The sequence below is a fragment of the Vibrio sp. Y176 genome, assembly GCF_033438945.1.
On the sequence record NZ_JAWOQS010000002.1, the window covers coordinates 209,653 to 223,896 of the forward strand.

Here is a 14,244-nt window from a genome sequence, read left to right on the forward strand (position 1 = left end):
TAACAAATCCTTTACATTAAGCCTATCTGTAGTCTTAAGAGCTTCCAATCCCTACGCGATTTTCTCAGCATCATCCCGATGTAACATATTGTTTACAACGCATCGTAACTGCATGATTTTTATGACACGATATAATCTCTGGCTTGTTTGACTTTATCGTGTATTCCTCTCAAACTAAAACCTGTTATCACTTTGTTATAGAGGGACCTATGCGCGAGAGCAGCAAAGTATGGCAACCGAGCGAAAGTCGTATCGAAGAAGCCAACATTACACAGTTTATTGAACACATTAATCGACAAGGAAATACCCTTGAAAGCTTCGCTGATCTGCATCAATGGTCACTCGATCATGTAGAAAAATTTTGGCAGGAAGTTTGGCTATTCTGCGACGTCATTGGCACTCAGGGAGAGACCATAAAAGAGCGAGCAGAAAGTCGCTGGCAGCAACCTGTTGAAAATAGGGATATAAAATGGTTCCCAAACGCGCAAATTAACTACGCCGAAAATTTGCTAACCTACGCGTGTCACCAACCCGATGATCTCGCTATTTGGTTTGAAAATGAACGTGAAGAAAAACAGACCTACACCTGGAAACAATTGTGCGAAGAAGTTTCGAGTGTGCAGCAATGGTTGAAAGAATGTGGAATTAAGCAAGGTGATGTCGTCGCTGGTTATTTACCTCACCTACCTCAAACGGTGGTAGCCATGCTAGCAACCAGTAGTTTGGGGGCGACCTGGACTTCCACCTCACCTGATTTTGGCGTCGAAAGCGTTTTGGAACGCTTTGGTCAAGTGAAACCCAAAATCCTGTTTACTTGTGATGGCTATACATTCAATGGCAAAACTTTCGATATGTCTGAGAAAAACCAGCATATTGCGGATCATCTTGATGGTCTTAAACAAGTTTGCCAAATTAGCTACCTTAAACCACACATTTTTGAATGCGATGTCTGCACCCAAGATTGGCAAAACGTCCTGAATCAATACACACCCGAAGCGCTGACTTTTACTCGTGTGAATTTTAACGATCCGCTATTTGTGCTTTATTCTTCAGGCACAACAGGCAAACCGAAATGCATCGTTCATTCCGTCGGCGGAACGGTGCTTAATCACTTGAAAGAGCATCAACTGCATTGCGATATTCAACCGAACGAACGCGTGTTTTATTACACGACCTGCGGTTGGATGATGTGGAACTGGCACGTTTCTTCACTCGCGAGCGGTGCATGTTTGGTGATTTTTGATGGTAGCCCTGTTTACCCCACTCATGATGTGCTCTGGGACCTCGCAGAACGAGCCGAAGTGACGCTGTTTGGAACCTCAGCAAAATACCTAGAGGCGCTGGAAAAAGCATCTTTTTCTCCGCAGAAAAGTGATGCATTTCCAAGTCTGAAAACCATTTGCTCAACGGGCTCTGTTCTGTATCCAGAACAGTTTGATTATGTCTATCAGCACATTAAAGAAGATGTACACCTCGCCTCGATTTCTGGCGGAACAGACATTTGTGGCTGCTTTGTATTAGGCAACCCTATTTCTCCCGTTTATCGGGGAGAGTGCCAATCAGCAGGGTTAGGGGTCGATGTCCGAGTCTTTAACCCACAAGGTAATAGCGTAATGGGAGAGCGCGGTGAGTTGGTTTGCGCCAATTCATTACCCAACTTCCCTGCTGGCTTTTGGAACGACACCGGTGAGAGATATCATCGCGCTTATTGGGATAAATTCGACAATATTTGGCACCACGGCGATGATGTTGAACAGACCAGCGTTGGGGGATACGTGTTTTATGGTCGAAGTGATACTACGTTGAATCCCGGTGGCGTAAGAATCGGCACGGCCGAAATCTATCAGCAAGTGAACTGTATAGACGGTATTCTAGATTCGATCGCAGTAGGAAAAGAAGTCGATCGCAACGAACAAGTATGGCTGTTTGTCCAATTAGTCAAAGGGGTAGAGCTCAATGACGAGATGATCGCTTCCATCAAAGCACAGCTAAAGTCTGCATGTTCTCCAAGGCATGTACCTAGTGCGATTTACGCAATAAGCGATATACCTAAGACACGCTCAGGAAAGCTGGTCGAGTTAGCCGTTAAGCAAGTCGTTAACAACCGAAACGTCGAAAATTTAGGCGCAATAGCCAACCCTGAAGTGCTGGAGGAGATACGCAGGATAGTCGTCTCAAAATAACCTCCGAAGACTTAGTTGTTCGAGTATGTCCTTGCCTGCACCACGACGACTTGTTTAGAGCAAGTGAAGTTACATATACCCTCAGCAGATAAGAAAAAAGCGAGCTTGTTAGCTCGCTTTTGTCATTTTGTGTTCTTTATTCAGCAGTATTAGCGACGACCAAGCCCCATTAATACCGACATTGTTTTACCATCAGATGTAATGTCAAAAACGTGTTGCGATTCAACTTCAGTAAAACCCGCTTCTTTCAGTGCACGCTCAGACTTCGCAAGGGTAAAACCGTCTTGTTCACATTCTGCAATCCAATCAAAATGAACAAAATAGCCGCCGTGGTTAAGTAGAGAATGTGAGATCGTTAATGACGCGTCTAAGTCTTCCACGAACGCTAAAACTGATGATGCAACCACCAAGTCGAACTGTCCACGAAACGCAGGGTGCTGAGCAACCAAGCCGCGAGATAATGCATCTACCACAGGTTCTACGTTGACGAGCTCTTTTTTATCGAGTTCCTCAATCATGGCTTCCGATGCGTCTAATGCTACGATGTCTTTAACCATCGGTGACAATCGTTGACTTAACTGCCCTGTTCCGCATCCAAAATCTAGTACTTTAATGCCATCAAGCTGAGTTAGCTGTTGTAACTGCTCAAACACCGACTGCGCAAATTGCTCTGTTGCTGGATTTGATTCCCAGTTTTTTGCTAAGCCGTCCCAATCTTGTGCCATCGTGGCCTCCATGTTCACTTTTTGTAACCCACATAGATTACCGCAAAACCGTTAAAAGACCATAGACTTATCTGGCGGATTCGCGTTTTTTTCGATAATCTTTCATGGCTTTGGGAGCGCATCTGCATAATACCCAAATTATTTGAATTCATTTATTGGTTGTGTCAAATCATGAACTTAACTCAAGTAGAAGCCTTCTGCACCATCGCTGAGTGTGGTTCTGTTTCTGAAGCGGCAAGGCAACTCGACTGCAATCGTACCAAACTCAGTATGTCGATTAAGGCATTAGAGAAAGATCTCGACGTTGAATTGTTTAACCGAACTGGCAACCAGCTCACCCTCTCTGAAGCTGGGAAAGCCATTTACAAAGATTGCGAACACCTACTTATCATCGCACAACGGGTCAGAAAGACCTGCGCTCAAATCTCGGAAGGGTTTAACGCGGAAGTTTGGGTAGCACGTGACGACTCCTTACCTGATGATCTCTGGCAAGAATTATCTCATACATTGAATAACCGCTTTCCTTCAACAACCTTCAACTTAATCTTGGCATCCAGTGGCGACTTAGCCAACTTGGTCAGTACCCACCAAGTAGATTTTGCTTTCGGCGTTGATTATGAGCGAGTAGACGATCCTCGTATCGTATATAACCCATTAGGCAAGATACGTATGATGTCAGTATGCAGTGTAGAACACCGCCTAAGTAAGATGCGCCGTGTCTCAGACGAAGATCTACGTAGTCAGATGCAAGCACTAATGGTGTACCTAAATGAGAAAGACAACCCTGAACTGCAACCTTTCTCGACTCGATATATTGGTTTTTCGAGTTTTGACTACATGCTGAACACCATCTTAGAAGAAGACGCTTGGGGCGTGCTTCCAGAACCATTAATCCGCCATTACCTTCGTCAGCAGAAGCTCGCCGTTATCAAACACACATACGGATTGACGCAAGAAGACTACTGTATGTTTTCACCTAACGGCCATACTGAGCATCCAGCAATGACGTGGTTAGCAGATAAATTGAGCGAGTATTTATTTGACTTCTAAACATTTTATCAGTGAGCGTCAATTTTACTGACACCAAAAAATCACAGTAAGCCATTGTTTTATAGGAATATAAATAAAAACGCAATTTTTTAGATTAGTTACTGGTCACTTTGTGGTTGCCTAAATTACCTTATGAGCGAAGAATAGTAAGGTATTAAAATTCAAAGGCATCTTTTATGTGTGACAGGACAAGCAAAAATGAAAACCGTATTCTAACCATTTCAGCCCTTTTGGCATCTGGGTTCGCTGCTGGTGGTATGGTACTTGGCTTGCTTGTAGGATCAATTGTCATCGTGTTTGACGGTGTTTACTCTTTGGTCAGCTTACTGTTAACTTTATTGTCACTGGCCGCTTCTTACTATATTAACAAGCCTTCAAAATCTGTATTCCCATTTGGAAAAGCGGTCTTAGAACCAATCGTTATTGCGATAAAAGCAGCCGTCATTTTAGTGGTTGTAAGCTTCTCTCTCTACTCTGCGATATCAGCATTGATGTCTGGAGGTCGCGAGGTCGATGCTTCTATTGCGACCTTATTCGGCATCGTGAATGTTATCGGTTGTGGTTACGCTTGGTGGTTTATGGCGAAACGCAGCCGCCGCTTCTCATCAGGCTTGATTGAAGCGGAGAAAAAACAGTGGCAAATGGATACTTTGTTGAGTGTGGCGGTGACCGTAGGATTTATCTCGGCTTGGGCTGTTTCACTAACGCCATTCTCTGAGTATGCGGTATATGCCGACCCCATGATGATGGTTTTAATGGGCTTTTACTTCCTCAAAGTACCGTTCGATATGCTAGTAGGTGCCTTACGTGAACTACTAATGATGGCACCAAGCAAAGAGCTGTGTCAGAGCGTTGGCAAAGATGTTCTTGAGATTGAAAAAGTAACTGAGCATCAATTGAAACTGGCTGGCGTAACGAAGGTGGGCCAAGAGCTACGAGTAAATGTGGACGTACATATTGATGACGACACATTGGAGCTTGATACACTAGAGCACACTCGTAAGCAGCTTATCAAGCGACTGTCGAAGCACAGATTCAAGCTTCAACTACACTTGAACGTCGCTTATTAGAGTGCCACCAAAGAGCCGTTAAAACTCAATAAAAAGCTCCCAATCTCGGGAGCTTTTTTAATTTTTTCGATTTAGCTTCTTCGTATTCGAATACAGCTCGCAAGGGAGATCTGTTCGTTGCTCACTTAAATTCTCTGATCTCGTTGGTAACTTACCCAGCCGCTTCGCGCTTCTCTTTGGTGACTAACCAACACATCAGCGAGCCCACCGTTACCATCACAACGCCCTGCCAAAAGCTATGGCTCAGAGTTACGCCAAGAATAATGGAAGAAAATAAAGCGGAAAAAATGGGTGTGAAGTAAGACAAGGTGGCGAGAAAAACCATATTGCCGCCAACGATCGCGATATTCCATAAACCATAACCACCAGCCATTAAAGCCGCAGAGGCCACTAAGTACCCCATCGCTTCCCAACTGAATGTCATTGGTGGCTCATCCGTAAACGCGTATTTGACCCAAAGCGAAACAGCTGTTGCAATAAAAAACAGGGTAATCGCATTATGTTTAGATTGCTGCCTTTGGGTTAAGTTGCAATAAAAAGCCCATATAACCGCGCCAGCGAAAGCCATAAAATACACCAGAGGGTTACTACTAACATTGGACATGATCTGAGTTATGGATAAGCCATTCTCACCGCTCACAGTCCAAGCAACCCCAACAAACGCCAGCGTAACTGCGGGATAAAGCAACCAGTTTGTTTTTTTATTGCTGCCAAGGACCGCAAATAAAACCGTCAGTGCGGGCCAAAGGTAATTGACAATCGACACCTCAATTGCCTGCGCGCGCGAGTTGGAATATCCCAAAGATAGAGCGAGAAATATTTCATAACAGACGAACATCGCACCACCAAGCGCAAGATACTTGGGAGAAAAGTAAGACAACTTTGGAATACCGACCACGATAAGAAGGAAAACAGAGCTAAGAGAGTACAACATGGCTGCCCCGCCTACAGGACCTAAACTCTCCGTAACCAACCTCGCGATGCCAAGCAGACAACTCCAAGAGAGAATCGCGATACAACCATAAAGTGTGAAACGAAATTGCACTGATTTCATGTGACCTACCACTCACGAATGCCAAAGGAAACGTCAGCTTAACTCAAAAATGATCAGGTTCAACGTACTGTTTTATAAAAATCAGTATAAAAATCATTCTATTAAGCCGTTGGAGTCGATATGAAACATTTTCTGCCCTCTAGTGTTATGCTTACACCCTTTGTTGTGCGCTACTATGATGAAGATGACAACGAGAGTGAAAACGTTAAAACACATTCGGAAACGCATGGTCTAGATAGCGAAGAGCAATCTAAGGAACGTTCAGAGTAAAGGAATCCAAACATGAAAAAAGTCGCAGTCATTTTAAGTGGTTCAGGCGTTTACGACGGTTCTGAGATCCACGAAGCAGTGTTGGCGCTCTACGCCATCGAGAAGGCAGGTGCAACTTGGCACTGCTTTGCACCTAACATTGACCAACTCCACGTCATCAATCACCTAACTGGTGACGAAATGGATGAAACACGTAACGTATTGATCGAATCAGCTCGTATTGCACGCGGAAATATTGACGATGTCGCCAAACTTAACGTCGATGAATACGATGCCCTACTGCTTCCAGGTGGGTTTGGTGCCGCGAAAAACTTAACCGACTTCGCTGTTTCGGGTGCGGAGTGCTCCATTAACACACACGTAGCTCAAGCTTGTCGCGCGTTTGCTAATGCGAAAAAACCAGCTGGCTATCTGTGTATTTCTCCTGTCATTATTCCGATGATTTATGAGCAAGGCGTGAAAGGAACGGTAGGCAACGATGAGGCAGTCTCAATAGCATTTAATCAAATGGGCGGTGAACACACCACGTGCCCTGTCGAAGACATCGTTTTTGATGAAAAACACCTCGTACTTTCAACCCCTGCTTACATGTTGGCAGAGAATATCTCTCAAGCGGCTTCAGGTATCGAAAAGTTAGTATCAAAACTGATTAAAATAGCTTAATTATTAGTAGTTAGCTTATAAAACACTTCCCTATCCCCATTGATAATTAAGTTATTAATGGGGATTTTTTATACTTTAGTCGAATTTAGAGATATATCCGCGTCAGAAGTCAATTTCTGCCAATCGTTTGCGTCCATAGTTTCATATTTGTTCTACTTTATATCAGTGTTGCACTTATACGCAGTGCAACAAGATCACTGTCACAGTTTTTCTCTTGCAAGTACCTCTAAGTGGGTAAACTTGCTTTAGATCAACTTCAATCTGGAAACGAATGTGCGACAGTAAATGGCAAATTAAGAAAGATTATTAAAAATAACGACGGAGCTATCCAATATGACAAGTGCATTTTTTATCCCTACGGTAAACCTAATGGGCGCTGGTTGTTTGAAAGACGCAGCAGACAGCATCCAATCTCAAGGCTTTAAAAAAGGTTTGATCGTTACGGATAAGATCCTTAACCAAATCGGTGTAGTCAAACAAGTTCAAGACCTTCTCACTGAGCGCGATGTAGCAACCGTTGTGTTTGATGGCACTCAACCAAATCCAACTATCAGCAACGTTAACGACGGCTTAGCACTTCTTACTGATAACGAATGTGACTTCGTTATCTCTCTAGGCGGCGGTTCACCACACGACTGTGCGAAAGGTATCGCGCTTGTTGCTTCTAACGGCGGCAAAATCTCAGATTACGAAGGCGTAGACCAATCTGCAAAACCAATGATGCCACTTATCGCGATCAACACGACGGCGGGTACTGCATCTGAAATGACGCGTTTCTGCATCATCACTGACGAAGAGCGTCACATTAAGATGGCTATCGTTGATAAGCACACAACACCGCTTATCTCGGTAAACGATCCAGAGCTAATGCTCGCTAAACCTGCTTCGCTAACTGCGGCAACAGGTATGGATGCCCTAACTCACGCGATTGAAGCTTACGTATCTATCGCGGCAACACCAATCACTGATGCAGTAGCAATCAAAGCGATTGAGCTTATCCAAGCTTACCTACGCACAGCAGTGAAAAACGGTGAAGATCTAGAAGCTCGTGAACAAATGGCATACGCACAGTTCATGGCGGGTATGGCGTTCAACAACGCTTCTCTAGGTTACGTACACGCAATGGCACACCAGCTAGGTGGTTTCTACGACCTTCCACACGGTGTTTGTAACGCGATTCTTCTACCTCACGTACAGCGTTACAACGCGCAAGTATGTCCTGAGCGTCTACGTGACGTAGCAAAAGCAATGGGCGTAAACGTAGAAGGCATGTCTGCTGAAGAAGGTGCAGCGGCAGCAATCGACGCTATCGTTACTCTAGCGAAAGATGTGGGTATCCCAGCAGGTATTAAAGAGCTTGGTGCGAAACTAGAAGACATCCCAACACTAGCAGACAACGCACTGAAAGACGCTTGTGGTTTCACTAACCCTAAACAAGCAACTCACGAAGAAATCTCTAAGATCTTCGAAGAAGCGATGTAATCTCGCTACATAAACAATTCTCTAGCCTTAATTCAATCCCCGATCTCGTATCGGGGATTTTTTACATTCATATACAAGTGAATCTCTGCCAAACATAGTCTTTTAGTGTTAGCTTTTAAGTATTAACACGATTCATATTGGAAGGAACCATGAGAACGATTGCTGCTACCCTACTCGCTTGTTTATCCTTTTCTGCCAACACTGCCGAATACCGCGCCAACGAAGTGGCGAGTGGATTTCAGATCCCTTGGGGGATCGAGTTCTTAGATAATCAACGCGTTATCGTCAATCAAAAGAACGGTACGGTTTCGTTGCTGGATATCACCACAGGCAAACCTCAAAAGCTGTTTAACGTCCCCGATGTGAACACCAGTGGACAAGCCGGCTTATTGGATGTTGCGCTCGCACCGAATGCCGATACGCAAAACCCGCAACTCTTCTTTACCTACAGCAAGCGCACAAGTAAAGGCAATACGGTGGCGTTAGCGACGGCGCAATTGCAAAACAATCAACTTGTGGGTTGGAACGATCTCTTTGTTGCTGATGCCATCACCGACACAGGGCGTCACTACGGCAGTCGAATTTCATTTGTTGACGACAAAGTTTACTTCTCAATCGGTGACCGTGGCGAACGTGATAATGGGCAAGACACTCAAACCCATGCTGGCAGTATTCTACGCCTTAATCTTGATGGTTCGGTTCCGCAAGACAACCCATTCAAACCTTCCCAAGCTCTTCCTGAGATATGGAGTTACGGGCACCGCAACCCACAAGGTATGTTTTACGACGAAGCAACAAAACAGCTGTGGTCGATTGAACATGGACCACGCGGTGGCGATGAAATTAATCTAATCAAGAAAGGCGCGAACTACGGCTGGGCAAAAGTCTCTCATGGTAAAGAATATTGGGGACCGTTGGACGTTGGGGAAGCTAAGTCGTTACCGGGAATGGAAGATCCCAAGCTGGTATACGTCCCTTCTATCGCGCCCAGTAATATGATTTTGTACCGTGGTGATAAATACCCAGAATTGGACGGGAAAATCCTCGCAGGCGCATTGAAACTGGCGCACATCAACGTGGTTTCTATTGATAATGGCAACCTTACCGAATCAAAAAGATTAATGGAGAATCTTGGTGAGCGAATAAGAGATATAACCATCAGCCCCGATGGTTATATCTACTTTTCTACCGACAGCGGCAAAATATTTCGTCTTGAGGAAAGGTAATCAAACACTAAAATCGTTAAGACTATTTAATTTGTGACGTACTAGTGATTTATTTTCGTACAATCTAAGCAGAAGAATCTAAACTTAACAATAACCTTTTGTTTTTTAAAACGATAGTTCGGTTAAGTTGTACGAGGTCATTATGATTCCATTCCCTTTACAGCTCGATAAAATTAAAGCCGTGGTGTTTGATTTAGACAACACCTTGGTGAGTTCTGATATGAACTTCGGCGAATTGCGACAACAGCTAGGTTGTCCGCAGAGTGAAGATCTATTGGATTTTGTCGACGCACTTGAGCACCCTCATCATCGAGAGCACGCTCATAACGTGATATTTGATTACGAGATTTCTGATGCTGAGCAGTCTGCTCCAATGATTGGCTGCCATGAATTGATCGCCCACTTGCATCAAAATGAAATCAAAACCGCTATCGTGACGCGCAACTGTCAAATCGCCACGCAGCGCAAACTAGAACACAACCAAATCTCAGTGGAACGAGTCATCACTCGTGAATGCTTCCCGCCCAAGCCAGACCCTTTGTCTCTGCAAGTATTGGCGAAAGAGTGGCGTTTGATGCCTGATGAAGTGCTTTATGTCGGCGATTACCTCTACGACTTGCAGGCAGCGTATAACGCGCAGATGCCCTCTTGCCTTGTGCACCATGGGAATCAAGAAACCTTCAATGATTCAGCCTCATTGGCGCTTAATGAACTCAGTGATTTATTGAGCCGTTTCGAATCCTTACCACGCAAATAAAGCGCACATATAAAATACGCAAACAAAAAAAGGGGCACCAACGTGCCCCTTATGACTTATTCCCGATTGTTTCATGCGTTCCCAAGGATTACTTGGGTGATGCGCCACTTAGCCTTGTAGGTAAGCGTTAAGCATCCACATTAATTTTTCTTGCTCACGGATGTAGTCACCCATCAATGCCGCTGTACCTTCGTCATCTGCTTCACCCGCGTTTTGTAGAATCTCACGCTGTTTTAGAAGTAGAACGCTAAAGCCTTGAACCAGACCTTGTACACACTCCTCACCAGAAGTCGCGTTTTGATGTTCTTTAATTTCACTTGCTTCCAAGTAGTTGCTGAATGCGTGCGCTGGCGTATGACCCAAAGTTAGAATACGCTCTGCAAGCTCATCGATTTTTGTTTGTAGATCAGTATAGATTTCTTCAAATTTTACGTGCAGTTCGAAGAATTGCGCACCTTTAATGTTCCAGTGGTAACCGCGAGAGTTCATGTACAACACTTGGTAATGCGCTAGCAGTTGATTTAACTGTTGAGCTAGTTGTGCTGATTGTTCGCTGTCTAGACCAATTAGGCTTACTTGTTTGTTCATAATCTTGCTCCTAGAAGGATGATACCAATCGTAGTAACGAACTATTCTCTTACCGGGATTGGTATAAAGTTTAAAAATTCTTTTGCAGTATTTGCTGCCGATGGAGTCATATTACGACTCCGGCTCGGTGAAGAAAATTTGGTTTTAACTATGATTTAAATAGCTAAATCCAATGAGCAAGCAGACGAATATCGGCGTATCATCCAACAAAAAGCCCCAACCCTTTTTGTGTAATAAGGATTGGGGCTTTTTTACTATTTGGTTAACGTTCAAAAGTAGATGAACAGACGTAAACCTTATCTACGCCGTTTTAAAAGTTGCCATCTGTTGATTCAGCTCGGTAACTTGCTCTTTTACCTGCAATGATGTCTCTGATGCACGTTGGCTAGTATTCGAAACCTCATCCACTGATTGAGTAATACCGGACATCAATCCAGTGATCGAGTTGGTCGCATGAGATTGCTGCTCTGCCGCTGCCGCAAGTTCTGCCATTTGTTCATTCAAAGAACCAATTTGCTCGGTCGTGACAAGCAAACGAGTTACCGCTTTTTCAATGTGCTCAGCGCCCTGCTCCGCAAGTGATTGGCTGTGTTCAATCTCCTCTACCACCGAATTGGTCGAGCGTTGAATCGCATTGATGATACCGTTGATTTCTGTCGTCGATTGAGTAGTGCGAGTCGCTAACATACGTACTTCATCCGCCACAACCGCAAAGCCTCGTCCTTGGTCACCCGCACGCGCTGCTTCTATCGCGGCATTCAATGCCAGTAAGTTAGTTTGTTCTGCCAAACCTTCAATTACTTCCGTCACTCGACCAATGGCTTCGCTCTCTTTGCTTAACTGCGTCACTTGCGTACTCGCGGTTTCAATGCTGCCATGCAAGCTTTCCATGGTGACTTTGTTTTGCTCTAAAGCATCACGACCTTGTTCAATCTCGCCTTTTGAATCAGAAAGCTTCTGCACCGATTGATTGGCTTGATCTAGAGTGTTACGCGCGGCTAAAGCGATTTCATCCAATTGGCTTCCCATTTCAACAATGCTGGTTTGTTGCTGTTCTACATTCGATGAGGTGACTTGCGCCGATTCCAACAAAGCCCCCATGCTGGTATCCACCTGGTGCGCTTTTTCACTCACCCCTGCCACGATGCTCGCTAACGATTGGTTCATGCGGTTAATCGAATCGGTAAGGTCTGCCAATTCATCTTTCCCAACAACAGTTAACGGAGGCTGAGAAACATCTCCTGAAGCGATCGTCTTGGCTCGCTCCGATAAGTTTTTCACTCGGCGACCAATGGTATTGCCCATGTATTTTGAAATCGCTACTGCGGCAATCAAAACCAATGCCGCAGCAATCAACATAGTGGTGAGTACGTTCTTGATCGACTGATTAATACCCTGTCCACTTTGATCAGCACGACTTTGCTGAGCCAATACGATCGTTTCTAAGCTTTGGTCTAGTGCATCCGCTGCTGGCAACAGTTCGTTCGCCATCAGCAAGTTTGATTCGTTCCACTCTGGCGACTGACGCAATGCAATTACCTGCTCTGCTAAAGGAAAGTACAGTTGCTGCATTTCTTTAAACAGTGACCACAATGATTGGTCGTTATCAGTCAGTCTGTCGAGTTTACTGTCGATTTCCGCCACAGACTGATTGTGGTACTTAATCAAGTCGTAGTATTTGTCCAGATGATCTTGCTGCCCGTACAACAGGAAATCTCGCAGAGCAGACAGTGCATTGGCGAGCGAGGTATAGCTATCCGCGTAAACTTTAAACAAACGCTTTCTGTCTCCACCAAATGGGTTTCCTGACTCTTCATTGATTAAGCTTTGAAGCTGATCAAGTGCCACTTCTGCAATGGGTGCCGCTTCGTTAATAAAGAGGTTGTGCGCGGGTAAGTTCTCATCACTGTGGCTAAGTTCAATCAGCTTGTTCAAAGAGACTTTTACCGCGTCCCACTGGCTTTGAATCGCTTGAAAATCCTGTTCAGAGATCAGAGCCTGCAACGTTGGAAGCGACTCGTCTGTAGAAGCCATGATATTGCGTACGTCCTCACTCAGACGTGCGCTCGCCTCTTCATCGCCACCTAGCAACATGTAGGCTCGAATAGAAGACAGCGACGCTTGAACGGACTGTTGGATACCGCGACTGGTGTCGACGGTCGGTAAATCGGATTTAAGTAACGAAGAGGCGTATTGCTCTACGGTAGTGACGTTGCGATACGTGAATACCGCTGATGCCATAAAAAGTACGGCTAGCAGCACAAAACTGAGCTGCAACTTCCCTGATATCGTAAGGTTCATCCATAAACTCCTGACAACGATGAGCCTTAAATATAACGATGTTTACAAAAATGTTAAATACTGGTATCAAAAGTTACTAAGAAAACCATGTAAATCACTATTTTAAGCCGATAAATAGGGCTTATTTGAAGTATGGTATGCGCTCACTACGTAAAATCAGATAATTAACGTAAGTCGTTTCTAAGCAGTCTTGATCCCACAACGAAAGAATCCGCTTAGTGGCGAAGTAGTAATCTTTATTACGCAGTAGCACACCCACCGTGCGGCTGAGCTGCTTAAAGCGCTGTTGCTCATTAGCAGAGATGTAATTGTCTTCATTTTGAATGATCGGCGCCAATCCATCGGTAAACCAATTGTTCAGAATTTCACGCATCTCAAGTTCCGACTCTGGTACATCGATACTCGACAACTCGCGATGCAGTGGCGGCGGTACTATGTACTTCGACGCTTTTGGTGAACTAACATAACGGTACATGTCGCTCCTCCTTGTAAATGACTCTTATACCCAAGTGACTTCAAGATGCAGGATTCAGAGCGTTGTCATTGATTCGGGGTCAAGGAAAACAACGCAGCGTAATAGTCAGCTCTTTCCACGTTGTTTGACACAGAAACCGAGTCAATGACACGCTCCCGAAGGGCGAGCTGTCTTGGTTTGTATACTTTGTTGTCGATTCTTGATTTAGACCCACTAGACCTTTAAATCGCCGCCGCGTCTACAAACCAAGCCATTCTCGCTGAGCCTAACATCTCGAGGTTACTTGGGTATAAACTAGCTAAGAATACTTTTTTCAATTTCCAAGTTTTTTCTAGAGCTCATAGAAAGAAGACCAACAAAAAAGCCATGCAAAGTAGGCTCTGCATGGCTTTGGTTCGGG

13 protein-coding genes are annotated in these 14,244 nt (G+C 44.6%); 8 read left to right on the forward strand and 5 right to left on the reverse strand.

Features of this window, described 5'->3' with window-relative positions; all coding sequences use genetic code 11:
* The first annotated feature begins 209 nt into the window (after positions 1-209).
* A complete protein-coding gene (locus R7O13_RS05225) occupies positions 210-2,183 on the forward strand; it encodes an acetoacetate--CoA ligase (protein WP_318303211.1) in 1,974 nt (657 codons plus the stop codon).
* 149 nt (positions 2,184-2,332) lie between these two features.
* On the opposite strand, the gene R7O13_RS05230 is transcribed toward R7O13_RS05225, so the two are convergent.
* Positions 2,333-2,908, reverse strand: coding sequence for a class I SAM-dependent DNA methyltransferase (locus R7O13_RS05230; RefSeq protein WP_017821100.1), 576 nt, complete (start codon positions 2,906-2,908; stop codon positions 2,333-2,335).
* 171 nt (positions 2,909-3,079) lie between these two features.
* Here R7O13_RS05230 and R7O13_RS05235 point away from each other — a divergent pair, with 171 nt between their 5' ends.
* Together R7O13_RS05235 and R7O13_RS05240 are read left to right on the forward strand one after the other, a co-directional pair.
* Positions 3,080-3,958, forward strand: a complete 879-nt coding sequence (locus R7O13_RS05235; RefSeq protein ID WP_005375568.1) for a LysR family transcriptional regulator — start codon at positions 3,080-3,082, stop codon at positions 3,956-3,958.
* A 176-nt stretch (positions 3,959-4,134) separates the two neighbouring features.
* Positions 4,135-5,028 (forward strand): cation diffusion facilitator family transporter, encoded by an 894-nt coding sequence (locus R7O13_RS05240; RefSeq protein ID WP_053303754.1) that lies wholly within the window; start codon positions 4,135-4,137, stop codon positions 5,026-5,028.
* A 151-nt stretch (positions 5,029-5,179) separates the two neighbouring features.
* On the opposite strand, the gene yddG is transcribed toward R7O13_RS05240, so the two are convergent.
* Entirely contained in the window at positions 5,180-6,082 is a 903-nt protein-coding gene (gene yddG / locus R7O13_RS05245) for an aromatic amino acid DMT transporter YddG (protein WP_005389394.1), read from the reverse strand.
* Between the two features lie 120 nt (positions 6,083-6,202).
* Between yddG and R7O13_RS05250 the strand changes: the two genes are divergently transcribed.
* The 5 genes from R7O13_RS05250 to R7O13_RS05270 all read left to right on the forward strand — a co-directional run bounded on the left by R7O13_RS05250 (position 6,203) and on the right by R7O13_RS05270 (position 10,480).
* Entirely contained in the window at positions 6,203-6,352 is a 150-nt protein-coding gene (locus R7O13_RS05250) for a hypothetical protein (RefSeq protein ID WP_017634379.1), read from the forward strand.
* Positions 6,353-6,364: 12 nt separating this feature from the next.
* Positions 6,365-7,015: an isoprenoid biosynthesis glyoxalase ElbB gene (gene elbB, locus R7O13_RS05255; RefSeq protein WP_017634378.1), complete on the forward strand. Its 651-nt coding sequence runs from the start codon at positions 6,365-6,367 to the stop codon at positions 7,013-7,015.
* Positions 7,016-7,348: 333 nt separating this feature from the next.
* Positions 7,349-8,497 (forward strand): L-threonine dehydrogenase, encoded by a 1,149-nt coding sequence (gene yiaY, locus R7O13_RS05260; RefSeq protein ID WP_064369171.1) that lies wholly within the window; start codon positions 7,349-7,351, stop codon positions 8,495-8,497.
* A 149-nt stretch (positions 8,498-8,646) separates the two neighbouring features.
* Positions 8,647-9,723, forward strand: coding sequence for a PQQ-dependent sugar dehydrogenase (locus tag R7O13_RS05265; protein WP_064369170.1), 1,077 nt, complete (start codon positions 8,647-8,649; stop codon positions 9,721-9,723).
* 142 nt (positions 9,724-9,865) lie between these two features.
* Positions 9,866-10,480, forward strand: a complete 615-nt coding sequence (locus R7O13_RS05270; protein ID WP_225478160.1) for an HAD family hydrolase — start codon at positions 9,866-9,868, stop codon at positions 10,478-10,480.
* A 108-nt stretch (positions 10,481-10,588) separates the two neighbouring features.
* On the opposite strand, the gene R7O13_RS05275 is transcribed toward R7O13_RS05270, so the two are convergent.
* The 3 genes from R7O13_RS05275 to R7O13_RS05285 form a co-directional block, all read right to left on the reverse strand.
* The gene (locus tag R7O13_RS05275) at positions 10,589-11,068 is read right to left on the reverse strand and encodes a Dps family protein (RefSeq protein WP_005388254.1); all 480 of its coding nucleotides are present in this window, start codon (positions 11,066-11,068) and stop codon (positions 10,589-10,591) included.
* A gap of 300 nt (positions 11,069-11,368) precedes the next feature.
* On the reverse strand, positions 11,369-13,369 hold the full coding sequence (locus tag R7O13_RS05280; RefSeq protein ID WP_064369169.1) for a methyl-accepting chemotaxis protein: 2,001 nt from the start codon (positions 13,367-13,369) through the stop codon (positions 11,369-11,371).
* 121 nt (positions 13,370-13,490) lie between these two features.
* Entirely contained in the window at positions 13,491-13,844 is a 354-nt protein-coding gene (locus tag R7O13_RS05285; protein WP_064369168.1) for a hypothetical protein, read from the reverse strand.
* Between the last annotated feature and the right edge of the window lie 400 nt (positions 13,845-14,244).

Coding starts and splice junctions, on each gene's coding strand:
- R7O13_RS05285 (WP_064369168.1), bottom strand. CDS start 13,844: ATGTACCGTTATGTTAGTTCACCAAAAGCGTCGAAGTACATAGTACCG.
- R7O13_RS05235 (WP_005375568.1), top strand. CDS start 3,080: ATGAACTTAACTCAAGTAGAAGCCTTCTGCACCATCGCTGAGTGTGGT.
- R7O13_RS05230 (WP_017821100.1), bottom strand. CDS start 2,908: ATGGCACAAGATTGGGACGGCTTAGCAAAAAACTGGGAATCAAATCCA.
- R7O13_RS05275 (WP_005388254.1), bottom strand. CDS start 11,068: ATGAACAAACAAGTAAGCCTAATTGGTCTAGACAGCGAACAATCAGCA.
- R7O13_RS05250 (WP_017634379.1), top strand. CDS start 6,203: ATGAAACATTTTCTGCCCTCTAGTGTTATGCTTACACCCTTTGTTGTG.
- R7O13_RS05265 (WP_064369170.1), top strand. CDS start 8,647: ATGAGAACGATTGCTGCTACCCTACTCGCTTGTTTATCCTTTTCTGCC.
- yiaY (WP_064369171.1), top strand. CDS start 7,349: ATGACAAGTGCATTTTTTATCCCTACGGTAAACCTAATGGGCGCTGGT.
- R7O13_RS05225 (WP_318303211.1), top strand. CDS start 210: ATGCGCGAGAGCAGCAAAGTATGGCAACCGAGCGAAAGTCGTATCGAA.
- R7O13_RS05270 (WP_225478160.1), top strand. CDS start 9,866: ATGATTCCATTCCCTTTACAGCTCGATAAAATTAAAGCCGTGGTGTTT.
- yddG (WP_005389394.1), bottom strand. CDS start 6,082: ATGAAATCAGTGCAATTTCGTTTCACACTTTATGGTTGTATCGCGATT.
- elbB (WP_017634378.1), top strand. CDS start 6,365: ATGAAAAAAGTCGCAGTCATTTTAAGTGGTTCAGGCGTTTACGACGGT.
- R7O13_RS05240 (WP_053303754.1), top strand. CDS start 4,135: ATGTGTGACAGGACAAGCAAAAATGAAAACCGTATTCTAACCATTTCA.
- R7O13_RS05280 (WP_064369169.1), bottom strand. CDS start 13,369: ATGAACCTTACGATATCAGGGAAGTTGCAGCTCAGTTTTGTGCTGCTA.